Raw genomic sequence first — 22,441 nt, 5'->3', positions numbered from 1 at the left:
CGCCCGCCCGCCCCTGCCCTGACCGGGTGGAGGTGGGCGGTGTGCTCGTGCCGCCTGCCTTACCGGAAGTCGTTCACGCGGTTCAGCGGGCCGCCCAGTCCGTCCAGGCGGGCGGGCAGGCTGTTGGTCTGAACGGGCTGGCCGGTGTCCGCGTCCACCGTCTGGAAGGTCGCGCGGCCCGCAGCGGGGTGCAGGGTCAGCAGGGTGAGGGTGCTGCGGGCCGTGCCGGGGTGTCCCACGTAGTCGCGCCCGCCGATGCCGCCGCTGGCGAGGACGTTCAGGCCGCCCAGCCGTCCGGGGTAGTACGCCGCGTGATGCCCGCTGACGTACGCCAGCACCCGCCCGTCCTGCATGACCTGCCGCAGCGGTCCGGCGTCCCGGATGATCTCGCCGGCGCGGTTCTTGCCCTCGCTGACGCCCGCGAGCGGCAGGTGCCCCAGGACCAGCCGGATCCCGGCGGCGCGGGCGGGCGCCGAGGCGAGCTGCGCGGCCAGCCACGCCCGCTGGCCGGCGTCCACGACCGGCCCGGCCGCGTCCAGGGTCGCCACGAACACCGTCCCGCCGCCCAGCGTGAAACTGCTGCGAAACGGGAAGTCCGCGCGGTCCACGAACGTCAGCGCGGGCGGGTGCGCCTGCCAGTACGTGCGCGCCTCGCGGCGGTCGCGGGGCAGCGAGGCGTCGTGGTTGCCGGGCGTGAACGCGAACGGAATCCCGGCGCGGTTCAGCGGAACGCGCACATCCCGGTCGAACGCCACCCACATGGCCCGCACCTGCGCGTCCGTCAGGGAAGCCTTCTGCCCGGCGATCACGTCACCAGCCGACAGGACCGCGTCGGGCCGCCAGTCGTTCACGATGCGCGCCACGCTGCGGCCCAGCGCGGGCGGGTAGCTGGTGCTGCCGTACGCGCCGTTGAAATCGCTGAGGATCGCCACGCGCACCGGACCGGGCACGGCAGGCGAAACAGGGGCGGCCGAGAGCAGCAGCGGCAACAGCAGCAGGGGCAGGGCAGGGGAGCGCACGCCCGGCAGTTCATCACGGGTTCTTGAGGAAATCATCAGCCGCCCCGGACGCTCAGGGCGCACCCTGGGGCATGACCCCCGACGACGCCCCCAGCCTGAACCCCACCCTGGCCCCCCACCCGACCCCCACGCCGGAACACCGCCCGGCCGAACAGGGACCCGCTCCGGCGGACCTGCCGCCCGCCCCGGCGGTGCCTGCGCCCTCCGGGGACGCCCTGAGCGCCCGTGAGGTCGAGGCCCTGATGGGCGGCGCGGACGCCAGCATGACCGAGGCGAACATGGCCCTGAACACCGCTGAGGGACTCGACCCGGACACGGAAAGCTGACCGGTATCCTGCGGCCATGCAGTCCATCACGGAACTCCGGGCCGCGTGCGCCGCGCTGCCGCACTCGCATGAGACCTTCCCGTTCGATATGACCACCCTGGTCTTCAAGGTGGGCGGGGCGGGCGCGAAAATGTACGCCCTGACCGACGTGCAGGGCGACCCGGTCACGGTATCGCTGAAGGTCACGCCGGAACGCGGCGAGGAACTGCGCGCCGCGTTCCCGGCGGTCACGCCCGGTTACCACCTGAACAAACGCCACTGGATCACCGTTACCCTGGACGGCCGCGTGCCGGACGGACTGCTGCGCGAACTGATCGTGGGCAGCCACGCGCTCGTCGTGCGTGGCATGACGCGGGCGCAGCGCGCCGAGCTGAATCTGTGACGCCCGCGCCGCTGCGGGTCATGATCGGCGCCGGAGAGCAGTGCTGGGACGGCTGGATGCCCACCCAGCAGGCCGACCTGGACCTGCTGGAACCTGCCAGTTTTGCCGCGTACTTCGGGGACCGGCGGGCCGACGCGTTCCTGTGCGAGCACGTCTGGGAGCACCTGACCGTGGAGGAAGGCGAACGCGCCGCCCGGCTGGTCTACACGTACCTGAAGCCGGGCGGGCGGCTGCGGGTCGCCGTGCCGGACGGACACCACCCGGACCCGGCGTATCAGGCGCTGGTCGCCGTGAACGGCCCCGGCCTCGCGCACGACCACCGGGTGCTGTACACGCTGGCCACCCTGACGCCCGTGTTCACCCAGGCGGGTTTCGACGTGCGGCCCCTGGAATGGTGGGACGCGGACCACACCTTCCACCACGCGGACTGGGACGTGCTGGACGGCCCGGTCTATCGCAGCCGCCACCTCGATCACCGCAATGCCGCGTTCCGGGCAGGTGTGGGCGCACCGGGGTTCAGTAGCCTGATCCTCGACTGCCACAGGCCCCCGGCGACCGCGTGACCGCGCCGGGCAGCGGGGTCCGCCGACGCCGCGCGCTGCGGCGACTGGGCGTCACCGGCCTGTGGCTGGCGGCCCTCCTGACGGTCGGGGCGTGGCTGGGCGTGTGGCTGACCCTGGCCCCGGCCCGCGCGGCCCTGACCGGTGCCGGGCAGTCCCTGGCCACCCTGGACCGGCAACTGGCGGACACGCAGACGACCCTGGCCCCGCTGGACCTGCTGGGCCGCCCGGAAACGCGGGACGCCGCCCGCACCCTGCGTACCCTGGCCGAGGCGGCGCAGCGCACGCCACTGCTGGACGCGTTCATTCCGCCCGCCACGCTGGAGGCCGGCGTGACCCTGGCCCGCCAGTGGGAAACGGACCTGCGCGGCCGCCCGCCGCTGCCCACCCTGACCGACGCGCGGCGCAGCGTGACCGAGTGGCAGGCGCGTGTGCAGACCCTGCAACGCCGCCTGACGGGGCTGGGCGTGGGGCTGGGCCTGCTCGTGACGCTGCTGTGCGCGTGGTTCGCGGCCGGACAGGTGGCCCTGATCCGGCTGGCGGGGGACGCCTGGCCGGACCGGCAACCCTGATACGGATTCCGTTTGTTTCGTTAACAGATCGGAACACCACCGATCTGCCAACTCCACGTCCGGAGGGGCGTTTCTCTCCCACTCTGCGGGGCAGCTCTACGAGTCGCATCCGCTCGGATTGAATGTCTTTGCAAGCCATTCAATCCGAGTCCGTATGACGCAGCCCCCGGCAGTCAGCCCAGGGAGGGGAGGGGTGGCAGGCCCACCCGCGCCCGGTACGCCGCGACCGGCCACGCCCGCCCGCCGCCCTGCCGGACCCACTCGACCTGACCGGCCCCGTCCCGCTGGTAGTGGTAAGTCTCGCCCACCGCGCCGAATCCCGCTTCCGGCGCGGGCTTTAGCGTGTCGGCGGCCAGCACGGTCAGTTCCGTGACGCTCAGGGCCGGGTCGCCCTGCGGCACCAGCGACACGAGGCGGCCCCCCAGGTTCACCACGTCGAACACACCCCAGTCGGTCGCAAAGCGGCCCGTGAAGCTGTCCAGGTCGGTGTCCGGCGCGTCCGCCTCGGCCTTCGTGGGGGTCTTGGCGGCCAGATCGATCAGCCGCACGAGGTTCGTGGCCCACTCGGTCGCCGGGCCACCCAGGCAGTTCGTCAGGACCGACACCGACAGGCCCGACTGCGGGTCCAGCCACGACTGCGTGATGTGCCCCGGAAAGCCGCCCGAATGCCCCACCAGCGTCCGCCCGTTCACCTCGTCCAGAATGAAACCCAGTCCGTACCAGCGCCGCGACGGGCGCGTGACCTCCGATTCCCGGCGCTGCATCAGCCGTTTCGACCGGTCCGACAGCAGCTCCGGGCGGCCCGGCGCGTGCGCCGACAGGTACGCCGTCACGTCCTCCGCCGTGCCGTAGAAGCCCGTCGCGGCCGCCATGGCCCGCGTGTCGCTGGACGGCAGCACCCGCCGCGCGTCGTTCCCCGCCAGCCGCCCACTGTGCCCCGCCGCCAGTTCCGCCTCGCGCGCCGCCGGGAGTTCCGGCCCCAGGTTCCGCAGCCCCAGCGGCCCCGTGATGTGCGCCGCCACGAAGTCCCCGTACGACTCCCGGCTGGCCGCCTCGACGATCAGGCCCAGCAGCGAGTACCCCATGTTCGAGTACTTGAAATGCGTGTTCGGCGCGAATACCTCCGGCGCGCGGCACAGGTCCAGCAGCGCCGCCCGGTCCGGGAAAGGCTGAAGCTGCTGCCAGTAATCGCTGTCCGCCCCATCCCGGTTGATGCCGGACTGGTGCCCCAGCAGTTCCCGCACCGTCATGGACGCGGCCGGCGAGCCCTCCAGTTCCGGTAGCCAGTGCCCGGCCGGGTCGTCCAGCCGCACGATCCCGGCCTCGATCAGCTGAAAGACCGCCGTCGCCGTGAACGTCTTCGAGTGCGACGCGATCCGGAACAGGTGCCCCGGCGTGAGCCGCTCGCCCGTCGCCTCGTTCGCCACGCCCAGCGCGAACGACGCCACCAGTTCCCCACCCACCCGCACCGCCACCTGCACGCCCGGCACCCGCGCCAGATCCCGCTGGAACTCCAGCCAGGACGGCAGGTAGGGGGCCAGGGCGCGCACCGCATCAAGAAGAGGCATGAGGCGAGGGTAGCGCGCCCCGCCCCCGGACCGCACGGAGGCGGGGGCGCCCCGGTCAGCCCAGGACGCCCCCACCCGATCATACGGACAGGTTCAGAATGCCGTGTCCAGCGCCCCCAGCGCCGCGTCCGCATCCGTCACGCCCGCTTGGGCCATGTCGGGGCGGCCGCCGCCCTTGCCGCCGCCCGCCGCGGCGAGCTTGCCGATCAGTTGCCCGGCGTGCGCGCCGCGCGTCACGGCGTCCTTGGTGGCCTTGACGACCAGTCCCTTGTCGCCGGCCAGGACGACCATGTCCGCGCCGCTCTGGTCGAGCAGTTTGTCGGCGGCGGCGCGCAGGTCGTTGCCCTCGATGCCCGCCAGTTTCAGCGTGGCGACCTTGAACCCGCCCAGCTCGCGGGTCTGCGCGGCCCCGCCGGCCCCGCCGCCCATCTGCGCCTCGGCCAGCTGGCGGCGCACGGCGGCCGTTTCCTTCTCGGCGGCCTTCAGTTGCGTCTGCAGGCCGGTCACGCGGGCCTCCAGGCCGTCGGGGCTGGTGTTCAGCAGCGCGGCGGCCCGCGCAGCGGCGTTCAGGCGCTCGCGCACCCACGCGGTGGCCTGCTCGCCCGCCAGGGCTTCCACGCGGCGCACCCCGGCGGCCACGTTCTCGTCACTCAGGATCACGAACGCGCCGATGTCGCCGGTGCGGGTCACGTGCGCGCCGCCGCACAGTTCCATGGAGCTGACGGTCTGCCCGGCGTACTCCACGCTGCCGCCCACGCGGACCACGCGGACCGTCTCGCCGTACTTCTCGCCGAACAGCGCGGTCGCGCCCGCCGCCTTGGCGTCCGCGATGGGCATCTCCTGCCACGTGACCGCGAAGTTCGCACTGATCCAGCGGCTCACCAGGGCCTCCACGGCCGCGATCTCATCGGCTGTCATCGCCGCGCCGTGCGAGAAGTCGAAGCGCAGCCGGTCGGCCGCCACCAGCGAGCCCTTTTGCTGCACGCCGCTTCCCAGCACGGCCCGCAGCGCGGACTGCAGCAGGTGCGTGGCGGTGTGGTGCCGCTGGATGGCCTGCCGCTCGCCGGACACGACCGCGCGCACGCTCAGGCCCTCCTTCAGCTCGCCGGACTCGATCAGCACGTCGTGCAGGAACACGCCCTGCGGCGTCTTGCGGGTGTCGCGCACCACACCGGCGCCCCCATCCCACTCGATGCGCCCGGTGTCGCCCACCTCGCCGCCGCCCTCGGCGTAGAACGGCGTGCGGGACAGCACCACCGTCGCCTCCGACCCGGCCGGCAGGTGCTTCAGGCGCTCGCCCGCCCCGACCAGCGCCACGACCTCGCCGTCCGCCTGCAGGTCGTCATACCCGACGAACACAGTGGGGGAGAGGCCGTCCAGCGCCTCCATATTCCCGCCGAACAGTTCGCTCTTCCCGTACTTGCTGCCCGCCCGCGCGAGGTTCTGCGCGTTCTCCAGGCTCTCCGCGTACCCGGCCTCATCCACCGTGATCCCGTACTCCTCGGCGATCTCCTTCGTCAGGTCCACCGGGAACCCGTACGTGTCGTACAGCACGAACGCGTCGTTGCCAGACAGGGTCGCGCCCCTCTCCATGCCGCTCAGCAGCTTGCCCAGGCGCTGAATGCCGCCCTCCAGCGTCCGCAGGAAGCTCTCCTCCTCGGCCCGCACGGTCGCCTCGACCTTCGCCTGATTCTCGCGCAGTTCCGGGTACGCGTCGCCCATGCGGTCCACCACGATCGGCACGAGCTTGAACAGGCTCGGCTCGCGCAGGCCCAGCAGGTACGCGTGACGGCAGGCGCGGCGCAGGATCTTGCGGACCACGTACCCGCGCCCCGTGTTGCTGGGCACGCTCCCGTCCGCGATCACCATGCTCACCGAGCGGATGTGCTCGGCCACCACGCGGTGGGACACGCTCTGCGGCCCCTCGTACGCCTGCCCACTCATCTCGGCGACCTTCGCCACGATCGGCGCGAACACGTCGTTGCTGTAGAAGTCGTACACGTCCTGCACCACCGTCGCGATGCGCTCCAGGCCCATGCCGGTATCGATGTTCTTGAACGGCAGGTCCTTCAGGACCGGCGTGCCGTCCGGCAGCGGGTCCTGACGGTCGAACTGAGGGAACACGTTGTTCCAGATCTCCAGGAACCGCGCACTCTCACGCGTATCGGCGTACTCCGCCCAGGTGTCGTTCCCGTACTTCGGCCCGCGGTCATAGAAGATCTCGCTGCACGGCCCGCACGGCCCGTTCGGACCCTCCTTCGGCGCGTCCGCCGGCCAGAAGTTCTCATCCGCCCCGAACCGCAGAATGTGATCGGCCGGCAGCCCGTTCACCTCGGTCCAGATGCGGAACGCCTCCTCGTCCTCCTCGTAGATCGTCACGTACAGCCGCGCGCGGTCCAGCCCCAGCCACTCCGGGCTGGTCAGGAACTCCCACGCCCACGTCAGCGACTCCTGCTTGAAGTAATCCCCGAAAGAGAAGTTCCCCAGCATCTCCAGCAGCGAGCAGTGCCGCAGCGTCCGCCCCACGTTCTCGATATCCCCGATCCGCAGGCACTTCTGTGCCGTCGTCACGCGCTTGTTCGCCACCCCATCGAACACGGCCGGCGCGCCCATGAACTGCTCCTTGAACGGCTGCATGCCCGCCACCGTGAACAGCGTCGTCGGGTCCGGCGCGACCGTGCTGTAACTCGGCAGACGCAGATGCCCCTTACTCTCGAAGAACTGCAGGTACTTCTCGCGAATCTGTGCGGTAGAAAGCGGACCAGTCATACCGCAAAGTCTAGCGCGCCCACCCCGGAGAGCCACGCCACACGCCCCAGGACAGAGAAGCTCCTGCCGGCCAGCACACCCCCCAACGGCACAGGCGCCTTACCGCAGCGGCACCCGCCGGAACCCGGACCCCGTCCACACCAGCTTCAGCACGTCCAGCCGGTCCCCACAGGTGTAATCGTTGTTCGCCACCACCGTGCACTTCGCTAGCAGTCGCTCATCATCCGGTTTCAGCGAGATGACGATGCTCGTTCCGAACCTCGGCAGGTTCACTGCCGTCCGTACTGGCCCTTTCGGGCTGACGCCCGTGATCTTTTTGTAGAACGCTGCTGCCTCCGCCGGAGCGACCCGCAGCACACCCGTGACGTTCCGCAACTTGAACGCAGAATCGAACAGATACAACGCCTGCGCATCCTCATCTCCACGGTAGCGGTTCAACCCCACCGCACCAGTTCCGCCCTTCCCGTTCCAGACGGTTAATTCTAGGTAACCACCCTCATCTAAGCTAAGAATTGCGTACTGGTTTTTGCGATCTACCATGTTGCTTTCGCTCATCAAAAATTTTTTTCTTGCTGATAATGTTAAAGATTGCAGTTTTTTTACTTCAGGATCATATTTAAGAGCGGGTAACGCGCTTATTGGTAGATTTTGCCATGCGGAGTCTATGCCGACTGAGGTGGCAAATGAAAAATAGGATAGGACGGCAAGGCTAATGGTAAGTATTTTCATTCAACTCCTCTCAAATGCGGCAATCCAGTGAAAAGTAAACTTACTGACCTGAATCCATGGAAAAATCGTGTCTTCGCCGACTCCCGTTTCCTTGGTTTTGCCATTTAAATTTCCTTTATAGCTTCCTGTTACATTGTTAGGGCTATAATTTAAAAGACTGGGTAATCTTCCGTAGGGGTCGTCTACGGTGATTCCGTGTTCTGCGACGGATTGCAATCTGACTATATGGCCGTTCAGGCTCATCATAACCCCATTGCCATTTCTTATGTACGGCAGAATTTCCTCTTTCCACTCAGTATAATCTCCTCTGAATTTTTCTTTGTGCATTGTCTTCCTTGCTCTAAGTTGGCGTGCGACGCCTGCCCATCCACCTTCAGTTGTTCTGGGTGACAAGCTATTTTTGCGTCTTACATTCTCTAAAAAGTCTTCATATTGGCCACTGGAGGGATTCTCGATCCCCAGCGTTTCCAGAACCATTGCTAGGGAGGTCAAATTGCACATTATGTCGCCGATAGGCTTGCCGGTATACACTGCCCAATGAGTTTTCCCATCTCGGCCTTTATATGTCCAGCGGTCTGATTGTAGACCGATAGATTGATTGTTCCTTTGATTACGATAGGGTACTTTAGTTTGGAGTATTTCAAACAAGTCGCCTTTAAGCTTATCATCTTGTATCTTGGATATCAGTGAGCGGGCTAAGTTTATTTCCTTTATAGTATAAATTTTTTTATACGACTTGAGATTAATGAGTCTATCCAGCTGATCTGGAGACACTGAGGACTGTGCGACTCTATTGCCTTCAGCTGATAATTGTGGTTGGGGAGGGGCCACGGCGATAGTCGCAGTCTTCTCGACGTCAATTCCGCACCCTACCATAATTGAAATTAGGCTTTCTGCATATGATCCGGGATCGCCTGTATTGGCATATCCAGCTCTGTCGATAGCATAAGCGGCCTCTTTCAAATTTTTGGCCTCAAAATATCCCGCTTTGGCATATCGCGGATTGTCAATTGTGAAATTTGCGCGAGCTATAAATGCGTCTGCGTAGTCCTTATAGTCGGCAAAAGGCTCGGCTTTCTCAACTAATTTCTGGAGATTCGGATCCCACTCCTTCGTTGGGGCGAATGTTCTGGGCTTGGTTGGGTCAAATTCCTTGATCCCAAATACATTATTTTTTCCTGAATGTGATTTTCCCCAGCTAGACTCGGTGGCCCACTGCGCAGCAATAAGCTCGGGATGTGGAACTCCTAAGCTCCGGAATGATTTAACAATATTAAAAAATACCTCATGCCTATCCTTCTTGACCATCGTTTTTGGTGTGTAAGTTGAAGAATTAAGGGCACTAATTACACTTTGGGAGACCTCGGATCTCTCTATGCGTGCCGTGTGGGCAGCGTTTTTTGCATTTTCAACGGAAGGTGTCTGAGTCGCACCCGTTATAAGAATGCGCGTCGGAGGAAGTGAAACTGGAATAGCTGAAAGGGTCAGACTTGGAGCTTGAAATGATCCAGATAAAGTCTGGTTCTTGAAACTGCTGGTCACAGTTTTTCCGTCGGGGCTGATTTTTCCCTGAAATTCGGCGTTGTTCTCGGTGCCTTTCAGGGTGAAGGTGTTGTCGTCGCGGAGTTGTCCTTCAAGGTGCCAGCCGCTGCCTTTGCCGGGGGTGGCCTGATAGCGGGCGGTGAGGTGGCCGTCGGGTCGGCGGATGATGCGCAGCTGGAAGGTGACGCCTTTGGCCGCGCCCCGGAACGTGCGTTCCCAGCGTTGCTGGTTGGCTTTGAGCGGGCGGGGTGGTGTGGTGGGAGTGGGGGTTTTGGGCTTGGGTGATGGGCCTGGGCCGGTCTTTGGCTCTCTGGTATCGAACATGTGACCTCCGGTTCACCTAGCGTACCGGGTGGTCCAGGGGTGGCGCGGTGCAAATGAGGCAGGCCCGGCGCGTGGGCGGCCGGGCCTGTTCTCTGGGGGGTGTTTCAGTCGAGGTCGACGGCCCACCACGCTTCGCGTTGCGCGGCGAGGCGGGCGCGGGGGTCGCCGATGGTGTCGAGGGCGCGGGCGAGGCCCTGCCAGTCGGGTTCGCTCATGGGGTCGATGGCCAGGGCGCGCTGGTGGAATTGCGCGGCGTCGCGGTCTCGGCCGGCTTCGGTGGCGGCGCGGGCGGCGACGCCGAGCAGGCTGAGTTGCTTCTGTTCCAGGCGGGCGCGGACGTCGTCGGCCCAGGGGCTGTCGGTGCCGGGGAGGTAGTGGCCGTACTGCGTGACGAGTTCGCGGAGTTCCTCGAGGCCCAGGCTGCCCTGTTCGGCCTGCGCGGCGAGCAGTTCGAAGCGTTGCACGTCGTATTCGGGGTTCAGGTCGCTGGCCAGGGCGTAGCGGCGGTTGGCGCTGACGACCGCTTCGTTGCTCAGGCTGCGGCGCAGGCGGTGCAGGGTGGTGTGGAACAGGCTGCTGGCGCGCGCCTCGTCCTTCTCGGGCCAGAGGGCTTCGGCGGCTTCCCAGCTGGTGACTTCCTTGTGTTCCAGCAGGTAGAAGAACAGTTCGAGGGCCTTGCGGCTGACCCAGGACACGGCGCTGCCTTTCCACACGACCTGCGCGGTGCCCAGGCCTTTGGCCTGCATGCCGCTTTCGCCCTGGAGGGTCAGGCCGGCGCGGCGCAGCCGGGCGTCGATGGCGGTGGTCAGGTCCTGCGGCGTGAAGGGTTTGGGCAGGTAGTCGTCTGCGCCGAGGTTCATGCCGCGCCGCACGTCGCCGCGTTCGGCGTGGCTGGAGAGCAGCATGAAGGGAATGGCGGACAGCTGCTCGTGCGCGCGGAGTTTCTCCAGGAATTCCAGGCCGGTCATGTACGGCATGACCACGTCGCTGATGACGAGGTCCGGCGTGAACACTTTCAGCAGGTCGAGGGCTTCGACGGGATGGGTGCTGGTGCGCACCTCGTGCCCGGCGCGGGAGAGGATCACGCTGACGAGTTTGAGGATGGCAGAGTCGTCGTCCACCACGAGGATGCGGGGCATGCCGCTCAGTTTAACAGGACGGCGGGCCACCTGGGGGCGCAGGCGGGGCGCGTTACACCCGGCAGGTGGGTGTTTTGACTGGATGGACGCGCGGGCGCGGCGTTCCGGGCGTGCGGGGCGGGTGCGGGGGCCGGTGCCGTAGGCTGTCGGGCATGACGCAGCCGCTGACCGTGATTCACGCCCTGACCCTGACCCTCGACGACGCCCGGCCGGAGGCGCAGGCGGTGCTGGTGGGTGGTGGGCGCGTCCTGGCGGCCGGGTCGCGCGAGGAGGTGGGGGCGCTGGCGCCGCGCGCGCAGGTGCTCGATCACCGGGACCTGCTGCTGACGCCGGGGCTGGCGGAGGCGCACATCCACCTCGTCACCCACGGGTTCTCGCTGTCCGAGGTGCCGCTGCACGGGGCGCGCAGTGTCGCGGAGGTGCAGGCGCGCGTGGCGCAGCGCGTGATGAACACGCCGCCCGGCACCTGGATTCGCGGCGGGGGTTTCCTGTTGTCGGAACTGGGTCTGAGTGGGTACCCGTCGGCGGCGCTGCTGGACGAGGTCAGCCCGCACCATCCGGTGCTGCTGTACTCGCGGGACCTGCACCTGAGCTGGGCAAACAGCGCCGCCCTGCGACTGGCGGGCATTCACGACGGCACGCCGGACCCGGAGGGCGGGCGGATCGTGCGGCCCCTGGGGTGCCTGCTGGAGCACGCCTCGGATCTGGTTGCGCGGGCCATTCCGGTCCCGACCGAGGCGCAGTACCTCGCGGCGGCCCGCGCCGGGGCGGACGATCTGGCCGCGCGCGGGTACGTGAGCGCGCACACCATGGCCTTCGAGCCGGTCGAGGCGCCCCGCGCCCTCCAGACGCTGGCGCAGCGCGGCGAGTTGCCGCTGCGGGTGTGGGCGTGCCTGCCGCACGACCGCCTCGGGCACGCCCGCGCGCTGGGACTGGCCCGCACGCCCGGCGGCCTGTTCCAGTGGGGCGGGGTGAAGTTCTTCGCGGACGGCGCGCTCGGCAGCCGCACCGCGTGGCTCCACGCGCCCGGCTTCGCGGACGGCTCCGGCACCGGCATGCCGCTGGACCCGCCGGACCTGATCGCGGACCTGGGCCGCGAGGCCATCGAACTGGGCCTGACCCCGGTCACGCACGCCATCGGGGACCGCGCGAACACCGAGGTCCTGAACGCCTACGACCGCCTGCGCCCCCACGCCGGGGCGCGCGGCATCCGCCTGCGCGTCGAGCACGCCCAGCACCTGCGCCCCGAGGACGTCCCGCGCTTCCGGGGCCTGACCGCCAGCGTGCAGCCCATCCACCTCCAGGCGGACGGCCCCATGATCCGCGACCTCATGCCGCACCTGGAGGGCCTCAGTTACGCCTTCCGGTCCCTGAAGGACGCCGGGGCGGTCCTCGCGTTCGGCAGCGACGCCCCGGTCGCCCCGCCCGAGTACCGCGCGAACTTCGCCGCCGCCATCACCCGCGTGGACGACAGCGGAGCGCGCCTCGCACCCGAACAGGCCCTGACCGAACTCGACGTCCTGCACGCCCACACGCGCGGCCCCGCCCTCGCCGCCGGCTGGGACGACGAGGGCATCATCCGCCCCGGCGCCCGCGCCGCCTTCACCCTCTGGGACCGCCTCGGCGGCAACGCCCAGGCCCTGGTGCTGTAAGAGTTGATGGTCAACAGTTGATGGTTGATAGAGGGTGTGTCCTCCATCAACCATCACCCTTCAACTATCGACCTTTATTCCTCGTCGGGGAGGTCGGCGTTGCTGTAGACGTTCTGCACGTCGTCGAGTTCTTCGAGGGCGTCGATCAGGACGAGCAGTTTGCGGGCGTCGTCACCGGCGACGGCGACGGTGTTGCTGGGGACCATGTCCACCTGGGCGTTCTCGATGCTGAATCCGGCGGCGATCAGGGCGTCCTGCACGGCGTACAGGTCGTTCGGGCCGGTGCTGATGGCCAGACCTTCCTCGGATTCCTGGATGTCCTCGGCACCGTGTTCGATGGCGGTTTCCTGCACCTGTTCGCTGGTGTCGGTCAGCAGGATCACGCCTTTCTTCTCGAACTGCCACGCCACGGAGCCGCTGGTGCCGAGGCTGCCGCCGCGTTTGTTGAACACGGCGCGGATGTCGGCGACGGTGCGGTTCACGTTGTCGGTGAGTGCCTCGATCAGGATGGCGGTCCCGCCGGGCCCGTAGCCTTCGTACGTGACTTCCTTGAATTCGGCGGCGCCTTCACCGGCCCCGACGGCGCGTTTGATGGCGTTCTCGATGTTGTCGACCGGGACCGTGTCGCTCTTGGCGGCGGCGATGGCGTTTTTCAGGCTGAGGTTGCCGCTGGGGTCGCCGCTGCCGCCAGAGCGGACGGCGGCCTGAATGGCGCGGATGTGCTTGGAGTACATCGCGCTGCGTTTCTTGTCGTTCGCGCCTTTCTTGCGCTTGATCTGCGACCATTTGCTGTGACCGGCCATGTTGAACACTCCTTGACGTGAAACTGCGCCCACCGGGTCCCTGGGGGGCGGGGGCGCGTGCGGGGAGCATTCTAGCGCAGCGGGGCGCGGGGTCCGGTGGGAGGACCGGGGCTGGTCGTGGGTTCAGCCGTCCTCGTCGGTGGGTTCCTCGTTAGGTCGCCAGGGGTGCAGGCGCGCCTGGGCGCTGGTGGGGGAGAGGTTCTCCCGGTCCCGGCTGCGTGGGCCGGTGTCCAGTCCGCTGATCAGGACCTCGCCGCCGGAAGCTGCGGTGTCTGCCCGTTGCCCGCCGTCCTGCCCGTCGCGTTGGGTCATACCGGTCAGCGTAGGCCGGGCGTGGGGCGGGCGGGTGTGTGTCGCATGGAGGCGCGTTGAGCCTCGGCTGCTGCGGCTCCACCGGGGGTGTTTGCGGGGGCTTCCGCACGCCATCAGCCATGTGCCATCGGCCATCAGCCACCCTCACATGCGCATGACGCTGCGGTCCCCGATGACCATCTGGAGGCCGGTGTCGCTGGGCGCGGTGACCAGGGCGTGGCGGCCGATCAGGCTGCGGACGATGGGCTGGGTGGGGTGCAGGATGCGCGCGAAGTCGTCGATCAGGGTGGCGTGAACGCGGGCGCTGTCCACGCGGGCGTGCGCGCCGATGCTGACGCCCGGTCCGATGGTCGCGCCGCGCACCAGGGCGTGCGGGCCGATCCAGACGGGGCCGGTGATGACGCTGTCCTCGACGGCGGCGCCCGCCTCGATCACGACCGGGCCGTTCACGACGCTGCGTTCCACGCGGCCCTCGATGCGGGGTTGCAGGTGTGACAGGAAGTGCAGGTTGGCGCTCAGCAGGTCGTCGGGCGCGCCGGCGTCGCTCCAGAAGCCCGTGAATTCCACGGCGCGGACCTGTCCGCCGGCGGCCATCAGGGCGCCCAGGGCCTGCGGGAACTCGATCTCGCCCCGGTCGCTGGGCAGCAGGTCCTGCACGTATTCCAGCAGCGCGGGGCGGAAGCTGAACACGCCGCACGCCGCGAGGTTGCTCTCGGGTTTGCGGGGTTTCTCCACGAGGCGCAGCAGGCGGCCGTTCTTCACGACGGCCACGCCGTACGCCTGCGGGTTCGGGACCTGCTTGACGCCGACCACGGCGTCCGCGTCGCGCAGCGTGCCGATCAGGGGCGTCAGGCGGTCCTCGAAGAGGTTGTCCCCGAGGTACAGCAGGGTCGGTTCCCGTTCCAGGAAGGCGCGGGCGCTCAGGACGGCGTGCCCGGTGCCGAGCGCCTCGCGTTGCCGGATGAAGGTCAGGTGGCCGCTGTGCTGCGTGGCGTCGCGCAGGTCCGTCTCGCTGGACGGACTGCACACAATGCCGATGTCGTGGATACCGGCGTCCCGCAGGGACTGCACGGCCCGCGCGATGATCGGGACGCCCGCCACGGGAACGGCGTGCTTGGCGCGGGTCGCGCTGATGGGAAGCAGGCGGCTGCCGCGCCCGGCGGCGAGAATCAGACCTTTCATGAGATCACACGCGAGTATACGGGCCGGTCCGTGAGCGAATCTGAGAAGGGCGCGGGCCTCAGCGGGTCAGGGCGTCTTCCAGCGCCTGCGCGAAGGCGTCCTCGTCGTCCAGCCAGGGGTAGTGCGCCGCGTCGAGCACCGTCACGTCCGCGTCGGCGAGGTCCGCGACCCACTGCACCTGTTCGGGGTAGCTGGTGCGGTCGTGCGCGCCGCTGATCACGAACACCGGGCGGCGGATCTCGGCCAGGAACGGCGGGTACTCGAATTCCCACAGGCCCTGGTTCACGAGCGCTTCCTGCATCTCGGCGCCGCCCACGAGCTGCCCCTCGGTGTCCAGGAACTCCAGACGCATCCGGGTGGGGCTGTCGCGGAACTGCAGGGCGTTCAGCAGGTCACGGGCGTTCAGCAGCTCGAAGGCCGCCTCGATGCGGGCCGCGCCGACCGGGGCGTGCTGCCCCTCGGGCGTGTCGGCCTGCACCCGCCCGGCCGGGTCGTCCATGGGCGTGCCGCGCCGCGCGCTGGCTTCCTCCAGCAGGGTGCGCGCCAGGTCCGGGTAGTGCACCCAGGGGTTCACGGCGATCACGCGGGCGGTGCGGGTCGGGTGGCGGCGCGCGTACTCCAGCGCGATCAGCGCCCCGAAGCCGTGTCCGAGCGGCACGATCTGCGCGGCGCCCAGGAAGTCGCGCACGGCGTCCAGGTCACCGACCAGCGTGTCGAGGTCCAGGGTGTCGGCGCCCTGCTCGGTATCCTCCAGCGGTCCGCTGCGCCCGCAGCCGCGCTGATCCAGGAACACGGTGGCGCGCGGCAGGCGGTCCCCGAACGCCGCCTGGAACGAGTAACTGTTGTAACCGGGCCCGCCGTGCAGGAACACCACCGGGGCCTCCCCGGCGGCCGGGTCGCCCGTCACCTCGAAGTACAGGTCCGCGCCGTTCAGGTGTTCCAGGTACACCTGATCCCCGCCCTCCGGGCCGAAGTCGTCGGGCAGAAGGTCGTCGGGCGCAGTGTCGGACGGCGGCAGGTCGGTCATGCCGGGCATTCTAGTCGGCGCCGCCCGGACCCCGCAGCGGTGGGCGGCACGGTTCGGACCGGGGGTGCGCTACGCTGCCGCGCATGACCGATCCGCTGTCCGGCGCCGGAACGACCGGCGATCCCGCGCCGCTGGGCATCGCGTTCACGCTGGGCGGCGTGGACGAACTGACCTTCACCCGCATCCTGCGGGACCTGCTGCGCGACCCGACCTTCCGCCGCCCCCTTCAGGTGCAGGCGCAGGAACCCCGGCCCGGCGCGGCCGCCCGCCTGACGCTGGTGTTCCAGCCGGCGGATCAGGCGCTGGCGGTCGCGGCCACGCAACGCCTGAAAACGCTGCTGCTGCGCCACGGGGTGCAGGTGGACGACGTGATCGTGCCCGGACCCGCCTGACGCCTCCGGACGTGCCTTCCCTCCCGGCCGTCCCGGCGGGAGCGGCTGTTAAGGGACCATAAACCGCACTTCGGCCCCACGCGGCGGTCCGGACCCCTACGATGGGCCGGAACCAGGTGCACCCGCATCCGCACGGGAGCTTTCCCCGTCACCGTCCGCACTGACCCTGCTCGGCCGGACCGCACAACACCCCAGGGATGAGGAGACGAAAAGGCAGCTATGGAGCAACGCATCCTACTTATTGAAGACAACCCGGACATCACCCGCGTCGTGCAGTACGAACTCGAACAGGCCGGGTACCGGGTGCTGGCCGCGCCGGACGGCGTGACCGGCCTGACCAGCGCCCGCGAGAGCAACCCCGATCTGGTGATCCTGGACCTGGGCCTGCCGGACTTCGACGGCGCCGAGATCGCTCGCCGCCTGCGCAAGACCAGCAGCGTGCCGATCATCATCCTGACCGCCATGGACGCCGTGGACCGCAAGGTGAACCTGCTGGAGGCCGGCGCGGACGACTACATGACCAAGCCCTTCCACCCCGAGGAACTCGTGGCCCGCGTGAAGGTGCAGCTCCGGCACCAGCAGCACGGCGAGGTCATCTCCATCGGGCCGCTGGAGATCCACCCGCAGAAGCGCCTGTGCCACTACAACGGCCACGAGGTGCGCCTGTCGCCCAAGGAGTTCGACCTGCTGACCTTCCTGGCGCGCCAGCCGGGCCGCGTGTACTCCCGCCAGGAGATCGAGCGTGAAGTCTGGAACGGCGAGCTGCCCAGCAACAGCAACGTCGTGGACGTCCACATGGCGAACATGCGCGCCAAGCTGCGCGACCTCGACGGGTACGGCATCATCCGCACTGTGCGCGGCATCGGGTACGCCCTCAAGACGCCCTGAACGGCCCACCGTGGACCCCCGGCAGGGGTTCACGCAGTTCTCACCCGCGCGGCGTAGCCGTCCGGGATACTGAACACCAATCCGGGGGAGTACGCCGCCCTGCTCCGGCAGGGAGCGCCTGATCGTCAATACGGAAACCAAGGGTTTCCCGGTCAGGAGCAGCAAAGGCAGAGACCCGGCAGGAACGCGGTGCGAACCGTGGTTTCTGCCGGGCGTTTTTCTGCCGTTACAGGCATGACGCTCCCGCCAGTCACCCACCGTCACGCGCCGCGCCCACCGGAGGAACACCGTGGACGCACTCATGACCCCCTGGCTCGGCCAACCCACCTGGATGTGGCTGGTCTTCATCACCCTCGTCGTCGCCCTGCTCGCCTTCGACCTCGGGATCCTGGACCGCCTGCGCCGCCGCCGCGCCGACGCCGCCGGCGTGGCCGCCGAAGATCAGGTCATCGGGATCGGCAGCAGCCTCAAACTGAGTGCCTTCTACATCGCCGTGGCGCTGGCCTTCGGCGGGTGGGTGTGGGCCACGCTGGGACCGGCCAGCGGCATGGCGTACCTGACCGGTTTCGCGCTGGAAAAGGCGCTGGCCCTCGATAACGTGTTCGTGATCAGCGTGATCTTCGCGTCGTTCGCCATTCCCCGCCACCTCCAGCACCGCGTGCTGTTCTGGGGCATCCTGGGCGTGATCGTCCTGCGCGGCCTGATGATCGGCCTGGGCACCGCGCTCGTCACTCAGTTCGACTGGATCATGTGGATCTTCGGCGCGTTCCTGCTGCTGACCGGCGTGAAACTGCTGCGCGGCGGCGACGACGAGGCCCCGGACATGGCCAACCACCCCGCCGTGCGCTTCCTGCGCCGCTTCCTGCCCATCAGCCCCAGACTGGACGGCCAGAAGTTCCTGACCCGCCTGCCCGACGCGACCGGCCGCCTGCGCCTGCACGCCACGCCGCTGCTGCTGGCCCTGCTGGTCGTGGAATTCGCCGACGTGATCTTCGCCGTGGACAGCATTCCCGCCATCTTCGCCATCACGCAGGACCCGTTCATCGTGTACACCAGTAACATCTTCGCCATCCTGGGTCTGCGCGCCCTGTACTTCGCGCTGGCCGCCATGGTCCACCGTTTCGAGGCCCTCAAGCCCGCGCTGGCGCTGGTGCTGGTGTTCATCGGCGCGAAGATCTTCTACGCGCAGTTCTTCGGCAAGGTCGACCCGGCCATCAGCCTGACCGTCACGCTCGGCATCCTCGGCGGCGGCGTCCTGCTGAGCCTGTGGCGCACCCGCAACGACCCCACCCCCGACGTGAGCTGACCGCACACCCCCACCCGCCCGCAGGCGCGCCGTGACTCTGGTTCACGGCGCGCCTCTCTGTCGTGCCGGGTGTGTCGTGTCTGGCCTGTCGTTTCCAGAAGACCTGTGCTCTGCTGAGGCGCATGAGCGAGAACCGTACCCTGACCGGCGTTCCGGGCTTCCTGGTGGGCCACTGGACGCACGCCGAGGCCCGCACCGGCTGCACCGTGATCCTGTGCCCCCCGGAGGGCGCCGTGGCGTCCGCGTCGTTCCTGGGACCCAGCCCCGGCACGCGCGAGGGCGTGCTGCTCTCGACCGACAAGAAGATCGAACGCATTCACGCGCTGCTGCTGACCGGCGGCAGCGCCTTCGGGCTGGGCGCGGCGGGCGGCGTGGTCCGGGTGCTGGAGGAACGCGGCGTGGGGCACCCGACCCCCTGGGCGCGCGTGCCGCTCGTGCCGGCCGCCGTGATCTACGACCTGGGTGTGGGCCGCGCCGACATCCGCCCCGGCGAGGCGCAGGGTGAACACGCCGCCCGCACCGCCAGCGCCGACCCGGTCCCGCGCGGACTGGTCGGAGCCGGGACCGGCGCGACTGCCGGGAAGTACCTGGGGGGCGGCGTGCCGGGCGGGCTGGGCAGCGTCCTGATCGAACGGCACGGCGTGCGGGTGGGCGCGCTGGCGGTCGTGAACCCCATCGGGGACGTGCTGGACGAGCGGGGCGGCGTGCTGGCCGGTCCCGGCGTCGGGCCGGGCGCCGCCGCCTTCACGCCGGGCGACGTGCAGAACACCACCCTGATCGCCGTGGTCACCGAACACACCCTGAGCAAGGGCGAGTGCCGCCGCCTCGCGGACGCCGCGCAGGCCGCGCTGGCCCGCGTCATCCACCCCAGCCACACGCCCTGGGACGGCGACAGCGCCTTCGTCCTGAGCGCCGCCACCCTGCCCCCGGCGGACCCGCTGCTGCTCGTCGCGCTCGTGCAGGAGGCCGTGTGCGCCGCTGTCCGGGACGCCGTGCGCGCGGCCCGAACGGCCTGAACCTGACCGCGCCTTTGAGGGCCTGACCATCCAGGCTTGGCCCAACCTTGACCTTGTGTTCCCTCACCCGTTTCTGTCCGTGCGCGGCGGGTCACTCTGGGGCATGCTCGCCTTTCACCCTCAGCTGTTCGTGCGGATCGCCGAGCTCGACGGTCCGCGTGCGCCCATGCCCCGCCCGCTGTCGAGCGGCTTCAACCCCGACCGCGCCTACCGGGTGCTGGGCGTGTACAACCCGTCCGAGTCGTCGGACGCGTACTTCATCCTCCCGAACGACCGGGACGAGATGTGGTTCATCTGCCAGCGGCACCTGCGCTTCGCGGGCCTGCACGACACGTCCGCGCACCACCTGGACCTGACGCACGAACACGCCAGCGCCGCCGACTAATCCGGCCTCCGTTTGTTTCGCCAACAATCCGGAACTTCACCGCCCCTGCCGGCTCCACGTCCGGAGGGGCGTGTTGCTCCCACTCTGCGGGGCAGCTCTCCGAGTCGCATCCGCTCGGACCCAGCGGGCTTTGCAGCCCATTCAATCGGAGTCCGTATGATCCGGCCTCCGATCGCAGGGGCTGCCAGGACCCCTCGATCCGGGTCCGTGCGACCCACCACGCGCCCACCCTCGCCCGGCCTTTCTGAAGATGCCTTCAGTCTCCTCTGGGGTGCGGGGCGGCCCCTGCCGCGAATACTGACCGGTATGCGACATCTCCTTTCCGCTGTCCGGTCGCTGCCGCGCCCGCTGTGGCTGATCGCGGGGGTGCTGGGGTACACCGCCTACCTCCAGAACCCCCGCGATCCGCTGCGGCCCACCGACCTGCCGGACGGGGTGGGGCCGGTCACGCACCGCCTCTACCGCGCCGACGTGCAGGGCGCCGTGCTGGACGCGGTGGCCGTGACGGCGCTCGTCGGGCAGCGCCTGCCGGACCTCGCGCCGAGGTTCACCGCGTGGTTCCGTGGGCTGGACGCGCCGCTGCCGTCGCAGGGCGGGCCGCCCATCCGGCCCGGCACGCGGCTGCGGATCCTGATGACCCTGACCCGCCGGGCGCGCGTGCAGGTGCAGGTCATGGACCCCACCCGCCTGTGCTTGCGCACGCTGCGGCTGCACGCCGACGCCGGGACCGTCACGTTCCGCGCGCTGGACACCGGCCCCGGCCGGCTGCGCCTGGAGATCGAGACGGTCGTGCGGGCCGCCAGCTGGCCGGACCGGGCCGCGTACCTGCTCGCCGCGCACCTGTTCCAGCGCCTGAACTGGGAGGCGGTCCTGACCGGCGCGGCCCGCCTGGGTGGCGGGCAGGTCGCCGCGCGGGAGCACCGCACCCGCGAGTACGCATATGTCCCGCCTGCCGCCCGCTAGCCTGTAGGCATGACCGACGCTCCCGCCGCTTCCCCCGCCGCACCGTCCCGCGCCTTCGTGTCCCTGATCGGGGCGGGTCCCGGCGATCCGGGACTGCTGACCGTGCGCGGCATGCAGGCGCTCATGGAGGCGGACGTGGTGCTGTTCGATTACCTCGCCAACCCGGACCTGCTGCGCTACGCGCCGGACGCGCAGACCATCTACGTGGGCAAGAAGGGCTTTTCCGAGTACATCAGCCAGGAGCAGATCAACGCGCTGATCGTGGAGCAGGCGCAGGCGAACGGCGGGCAGCGCGTCGCCCGGCTGAAGGGCGGGGACGTGTTCGTGTTCGGGCGCGGCGGCGAGGAAGCCGAGGCCTGCGCCCTGGCCGGCGTGCCGTTCGAGATCGTGCCCGGCGTGAGCAGCGCCATCGCCGCGCCCGCCTACGCCGGGATTCCCGTCACGCACCGCGAGGTCGCCCGGTCCTTCGCGGTCCTGACCGGCAACACCCAGGAGGGCGGCGCGCACTACGAGCGCCTGTCCGGCGTGGATACCCTGGTCCTGCTGATGGGCGTGCGGAACCTGCACCAGATCGCCGCCGACCTGATTGGCGCCGGGCGCGACCCGCACACGCCCGCCGCGACCGTCCAGTGGGGCAGCACGCCCCGCCAGCGGACCGTGACCGGCACCCTGGCCACCATCGCCGACGTGGTCCGCGAGGCCGGACTGGAAGCCCCGGCCGTGACGGTCGTGGGCGAGGTCGTGCGCCTGCGCGACACCCTGCGCTGGTTTGACGCCCGCCCCGGCTTCGGCGGCCCGCTGACCGGGCAGACGGTCGCCGTGACCCGCACGCGCGGCGGCGCCAGCGGCCTGGGCGACCTGCTGCGCGCGCGCGGCGCGGGCGTGCTGGAAGTCCCGCTGATCGAGTTCGCGCCCACCGCGCAACCCGACGCGCTGCACGAGCGTCTGCGCGACCTGAGCGGCGTGAGCTGGCTGCTGCTGACGAGCAACCACGCCGTCACCACCCTGATCGGGCACCTGCACGCCCTGGGCCTGGACACCCGCCACCTGGCCGGCGTGAAGCTCGCGGCGGTCGGCCCCAGCACCGCCCGCAGCCTCGAAGCGGTGGGCCTGCGCGCCGACTTCGTGCCCGGCACGCCCGGCGCCCGCCACCTGGGCGCCGAACTGCCCGCCGCGCCCGGCGAGACGCTGCTGCACCTAACCTCGCAACTCGCGGAAGCCGACCTGCAACGCGCCCTGGAGGCGCGCGGCCTGACCTACGCCCGCGCCGAGCTGTACCGCACGGAACCCGCCCGGCCCGACAGCCTGTCCATGGACCGCCTGCGCGGCGCGGCGGTCGTGACCCTGGCCTCCGGCAGCGCGGCCCGGCACCTCGCGGCGCTGGTCGGCACGGACCTGCGCGTGGCGGCCATGGGTCCCCAGACGGCCGACGCGGCGCGCGAGGCGGGCTTCACGGACATCACCGTGGCCCACACCGCCAGCCTGGAAGCCCTGGCCGACGCGGCCGAACAGGCCGTCGCCGCCGCCGCTGTTACCGACTGAGGCACGTTTCATGGCGTCCCAGTCGCCTTCCCGACCGATCGGT

The 22,441-nt window shown here is 69.1% G+C and carries 22 protein-coding genes; 12 read left to right on the top strand and 10 right to left on the bottom strand.

What is annotated here, in order from left to right; genetic code table 11:
* Positions 1 to 59 precede the first annotated feature (59 nt).
* The gene (locus CBQ26_RS02250) at positions 60 to 1,055 is read right to left on the bottom strand and encodes a metallophosphoesterase family protein (RefSeq protein WP_088246981.1); all 996 of its coding nucleotides are present in this window, start codon (positions 1,053 to 1,055) and stop codon (positions 60 to 62) included.
* A gap of 35 nt (positions 1,056 to 1,090) precedes the next feature.
* Between CBQ26_RS02250 and CBQ26_RS21710 the strand changes: the two genes are divergently transcribed.
* From CBQ26_RS21710 to CBQ26_RS02230, 4 genes are read left to right on the top strand one after another with little or no spacing between them, the layout of a single operon-like run.
* A complete protein-coding gene (locus tag CBQ26_RS21710; protein WP_088246980.1) occupies positions 1,091 to 1,345 on the top strand; it encodes a hypothetical protein in 255 nt (84 codons plus the stop codon).
* Between the two features lie 16 nt (positions 1,346 to 1,361).
* The gene (locus tag CBQ26_RS02240; protein ID WP_088246979.1) at positions 1,362 to 1,727 is read left to right on the top strand and encodes an MmcQ/YjbR family DNA-binding protein; all 366 of its coding nucleotides are present in this window, start codon (positions 1,362 to 1,364) and stop codon (positions 1,725 to 1,727) included.
* Entirely contained in the window at positions 1,724 to 2,290 is a 567-nt protein-coding gene (locus CBQ26_RS02235; RefSeq protein WP_143341948.1) for a class I SAM-dependent methyltransferase, read from the top strand. The genes CBQ26_RS02240 and CBQ26_RS02235 overlap by 4 nt, the downstream gene beginning before the upstream one ends.
* Complete coding sequence (locus CBQ26_RS02230; protein ID WP_088246978.1) at positions 2,287 to 2,859, top strand: hypothetical protein; 573 nt, start codon at positions 2,287 to 2,289, stop codon at positions 2,857 to 2,859. Before CBQ26_RS02235 ends, CBQ26_RS02230 begins: the two co-directional genes overlap by 4 nt.
* Positions 2,860 to 3,032: 173 nt before the next feature.
* Here the strand turns inward: CBQ26_RS02230 and CBQ26_RS02225 are convergent, their stop codons facing one another.
* From CBQ26_RS02225 to CBQ26_RS02205, 5 genes are all read right to left on the bottom strand, one after another.
* A complete protein-coding gene (locus CBQ26_RS02225; RefSeq protein WP_088246977.1) occupies positions 3,033 to 4,427 on the bottom strand; it encodes a serine hydrolase domain-containing protein in 1,395 nt (464 codons plus the stop codon).
* Positions 4,428 to 4,520: 93 nt separating this feature from the next.
* Positions 4,521 to 7,196: an alanine--tRNA ligase gene (gene alaS / locus CBQ26_RS02220; RefSeq protein WP_088246976.1), complete on the bottom strand. Its 2,676-nt coding sequence runs from the start codon at positions 7,194 to 7,196 to the stop codon at positions 4,521 to 4,523.
* Positions 7,197 to 7,295: 99 nt separating this feature from the next.
* A complete protein-coding gene (locus CBQ26_RS21210; protein ID WP_143341946.1) occupies positions 7,296 to 7,925 on the bottom strand; it encodes a hypothetical protein in 630 nt (209 codons plus the stop codon).
* Positions 7,926 to 9,791, bottom strand: coding sequence for a glucosaminidase domain-containing protein (locus tag CBQ26_RS02210; protein WP_143341944.1), 1,866 nt, complete (start codon positions 9,789 to 9,791; stop codon positions 7,926 to 7,928).
* Between the two features lie 104 nt (positions 9,792 to 9,895).
* The gene (locus tag CBQ26_RS02205) at positions 9,896 to 10,930 is read right to left on the bottom strand and encodes an AfsR/SARP family transcriptional regulator (RefSeq protein ID WP_088246974.1); all 1,035 of its coding nucleotides are present in this window, start codon (positions 10,928 to 10,930) and stop codon (positions 9,896 to 9,898) included.
* A 152-nt stretch (positions 10,931 to 11,082) separates the two neighbouring features.
* Here CBQ26_RS02205 and CBQ26_RS02200 point away from each other — a divergent pair, with 152 nt between their 5' ends.
* Positions 11,083 to 12,582 carry an amidohydrolase gene (locus CBQ26_RS02200; protein WP_088246973.1) on the top strand — a complete coding sequence of 500 codons (1,500 nt, stop codon included), beginning with the start codon at positions 11,083 to 11,085 and terminating at the stop codon, positions 12,580 to 12,582.
* A gap of 74 nt (positions 12,583 to 12,656) precedes the next feature.
* Here CBQ26_RS02200 and CBQ26_RS02195 read toward each other — a convergent pair whose 3' ends face one another.
* The 4 genes from CBQ26_RS02195 to CBQ26_RS02180 all read right to left on the bottom strand — a co-directional run bounded on the left by CBQ26_RS02195 (position 12,657) and on the right by CBQ26_RS02180 (position 15,915).
* Positions 12,657 to 13,385: a YebC/PmpR family DNA-binding transcriptional regulator gene (locus CBQ26_RS02195; protein ID WP_088247046.1), complete on the bottom strand. Its 729-nt coding sequence runs from the start codon at positions 13,383 to 13,385 to the stop codon at positions 12,657 to 12,659.
* A 123-nt stretch (positions 13,386 to 13,508) separates the two neighbouring features.
* Positions 13,509 to 13,697: a hypothetical protein gene (locus CBQ26_RS02190; protein ID WP_088246972.1), complete on the bottom strand. Its 189-nt coding sequence runs from the start codon at positions 13,695 to 13,697 to the stop codon at positions 13,509 to 13,511.
* Positions 13,698 to 13,841: 144 nt separating this feature from the next.
* Entirely contained in the window at positions 13,842 to 14,879 is a 1,038-nt protein-coding gene (locus tag CBQ26_RS02185; protein ID WP_088246971.1) for a sugar phosphate nucleotidyltransferase, read from the bottom strand.
* A 58-nt stretch (positions 14,880 to 14,937) separates the two neighbouring features.
* Positions 14,938 to 15,915 carry an alpha/beta fold hydrolase gene (locus tag CBQ26_RS02180; RefSeq protein WP_373297139.1) on the bottom strand — a complete coding sequence of 326 codons (978 nt, stop codon included), beginning with the start codon at positions 15,913 to 15,915 and terminating at the stop codon, positions 14,938 to 14,940.
* Positions 15,916 to 15,989: 74 nt separating this feature from the next.
* Here CBQ26_RS02180 and CBQ26_RS02175 point away from each other — a divergent pair, with 74 nt between their 5' ends.
* The 7 genes from CBQ26_RS02175 to cobA all read left to right on the top strand — a co-directional run bounded on the left by CBQ26_RS02175 (position 15,990) and on the right by cobA (position 22,398).
* The gene (locus CBQ26_RS02175; RefSeq protein WP_088246969.1) at positions 15,990 to 16,298 is read left to right on the top strand and encodes a hypothetical protein; all 309 of its coding nucleotides are present in this window, start codon (positions 15,990 to 15,992) and stop codon (positions 16,296 to 16,298) included.
* 219 nt (positions 16,299 to 16,517) lie between these two features.
* Entirely contained in the window at positions 16,518 to 17,186 is a 669-nt protein-coding gene (locus tag CBQ26_RS02170) for a response regulator transcription factor (RefSeq protein ID WP_088246968.1), read from the top strand.
* A 289-nt stretch (positions 17,187 to 17,475) separates the two neighbouring features.
* The gene (locus CBQ26_RS02165; RefSeq protein ID WP_088246967.1) at positions 17,476 to 18,492 is read left to right on the top strand and encodes a TerC family protein; all 1,017 of its coding nucleotides are present in this window, start codon (positions 17,476 to 17,478) and stop codon (positions 18,490 to 18,492) included.
* Between the two features lie 122 nt (positions 18,493 to 18,614).
* Complete coding sequence (locus tag CBQ26_RS02160; protein WP_088246966.1) at positions 18,615 to 19,508, top strand: P1 family peptidase; 894 nt, start codon at positions 18,615 to 18,617, stop codon at positions 19,506 to 19,508.
* 103 nt (positions 19,509 to 19,611) lie between these two features.
* Positions 19,612 to 19,893 carry a hypothetical protein gene (locus tag CBQ26_RS02155; protein WP_055363170.1) on the top strand — a complete coding sequence of 94 codons (282 nt, stop codon included), beginning with the start codon at positions 19,612 to 19,614 and terminating at the stop codon, positions 19,891 to 19,893.
* A gap of 306 nt (positions 19,894 to 20,199) precedes the next feature.
* A complete protein-coding gene (locus tag CBQ26_RS02150) occupies positions 20,200 to 20,856 on the top strand; it encodes a hypothetical protein (protein ID WP_088246965.1) in 657 nt (218 codons plus the stop codon).
* Between the two features lie 9 nt (positions 20,857 to 20,865).
* Complete coding sequence (cobA, locus tag CBQ26_RS02145) at positions 20,866 to 22,398, top strand: uroporphyrinogen-III C-methyltransferase (protein ID WP_088246964.1); 1,533 nt, start codon at positions 20,866 to 20,868, stop codon at positions 22,396 to 22,398.
* Positions 22,399 to 22,441: the final 43 nt, after the last annotated feature.

Origin of the sequence: Deinococcus indicus (assembly GCF_002198095.1) — a bacterium.
GTDB classification, from domain to species: Bacteria; Deinococcota; Deinococci; order Deinococcales; family Deinococcaceae; genus Deinococcus; species Deinococcus caeni.
The sequence above is the reverse complement of the archived record's forward strand: the minus strand, read 5'-3'. Positions and strand labels throughout refer to the sequence as shown.

Excerpts from the sequence above, each read along its gene's own strand:
- CBQ26_RS02200 (WP_088246973.1), top strand. The coding sequence starts at position 11,083 with ATGACGCAGCCGCTGACCGTGATTCACGCCCTGACCCTGACCCTCGAC.
- CBQ26_RS02160 (WP_088246966.1), top strand. The coding sequence starts at position 18,615 with ATGAGCGAGAACCGTACCCTGACCGGCGTTCCGGGCTTCCTGGTGGGC.
- CBQ26_RS02175 (WP_088246969.1), top strand. The coding sequence starts at position 15,990 with ATGACCGATCCGCTGTCCGGCGCCGGAACGACCGGCGATCCCGCGCCG.
- CBQ26_RS02155 (WP_055363170.1), top strand. The coding sequence starts at position 19,612 with ATGCTCGCCTTTCACCCTCAGCTGTTCGTGCGGATCGCCGAGCTCGAC.
- CBQ26_RS02210 (WP_143341944.1), bottom strand. The coding sequence starts at position 9,791 with ATGTTCGATACCAGAGAGCCAAAGACCGGCCCAGGCCCATCACCCAAG.
- CBQ26_RS02185 (WP_088246971.1), bottom strand. The coding sequence starts at position 14,879 with ATGAAAGGTCTGATTCTCGCCGCCGGGCGCGGCAGCCGCCTGCTTCCC.
- CBQ26_RS02195 (WP_088247046.1), bottom strand. The coding sequence starts at position 13,385 with ATGGCCGGTCACAGCAAATGGTCGCAGATCAAGCGCAAGAAAGGCGCG.
- CBQ26_RS02170 (WP_088246968.1), top strand. The coding sequence starts at position 16,518 with ATGGAGCAACGCATCCTACTTATTGAAGACAACCCGGACATCACCCGC.
- CBQ26_RS02150 (WP_088246965.1), top strand. The coding sequence starts at position 20,200 with ATGCGACATCTCCTTTCCGCTGTCCGGTCGCTGCCGCGCCCGCTGTGG.
- cobA (WP_088246964.1), top strand. The coding sequence starts at position 20,866 with ATGACCGACGCTCCCGCCGCTTCCCCCGCCGCACCGTCCCGCGCCTTC.
- CBQ26_RS21210 (WP_143341946.1), bottom strand. The coding sequence starts at position 7,925 with ATGAAAATACTTACCATTAGCCTTGCCGTCCTATCCTATTTTTCATTT.
- CBQ26_RS02225 (WP_088246977.1), bottom strand. The coding sequence starts at position 4,427 with ATGCCTCTTCTTGATGCGGTGCGCGCCCTGGCCCCCTACCTGCCGTCC.
- CBQ26_RS02250 (WP_088246981.1), bottom strand. The coding sequence starts at position 1,055 with ATGATTTCCTCAAGAACCCGTGATGAACTGCCGGGCGTGCGCTCCCCT.
- alaS (WP_088246976.1), bottom strand. The coding sequence starts at position 7,196 with ATGACTGGTCCGCTTTCTACCGCACAGATTCGCGAGAAGTACCTGCAG.
- CBQ26_RS02190 (WP_088246972.1), bottom strand. The coding sequence starts at position 13,697 with ATGACCCAACGCGACGGGCAGGACGGCGGGCAACGGGCAGACACCGCA.
- CBQ26_RS02205 (WP_088246974.1), bottom strand. The coding sequence starts at position 10,930 with ATGCCCCGCATCCTCGTGGTGGACGACGACTCTGCCATCCTCAAACTC.
- CBQ26_RS02240 (WP_088246979.1), top strand. The coding sequence starts at position 1,362 with ATGCAGTCCATCACGGAACTCCGGGCCGCGTGCGCCGCGCTGCCGCAC.
- CBQ26_RS02180 (WP_373297139.1), bottom strand. The coding sequence starts at position 15,915 with ATGCCCGGCATGACCGACCTGCCGCCGTCCGACACTGCGCCCGACGAC.
- CBQ26_RS21710 (WP_088246980.1), top strand. The coding sequence starts at position 1,091 with ATGACCCCCGACGACGCCCCCAGCCTGAACCCCACCCTGGCCCCCCAC.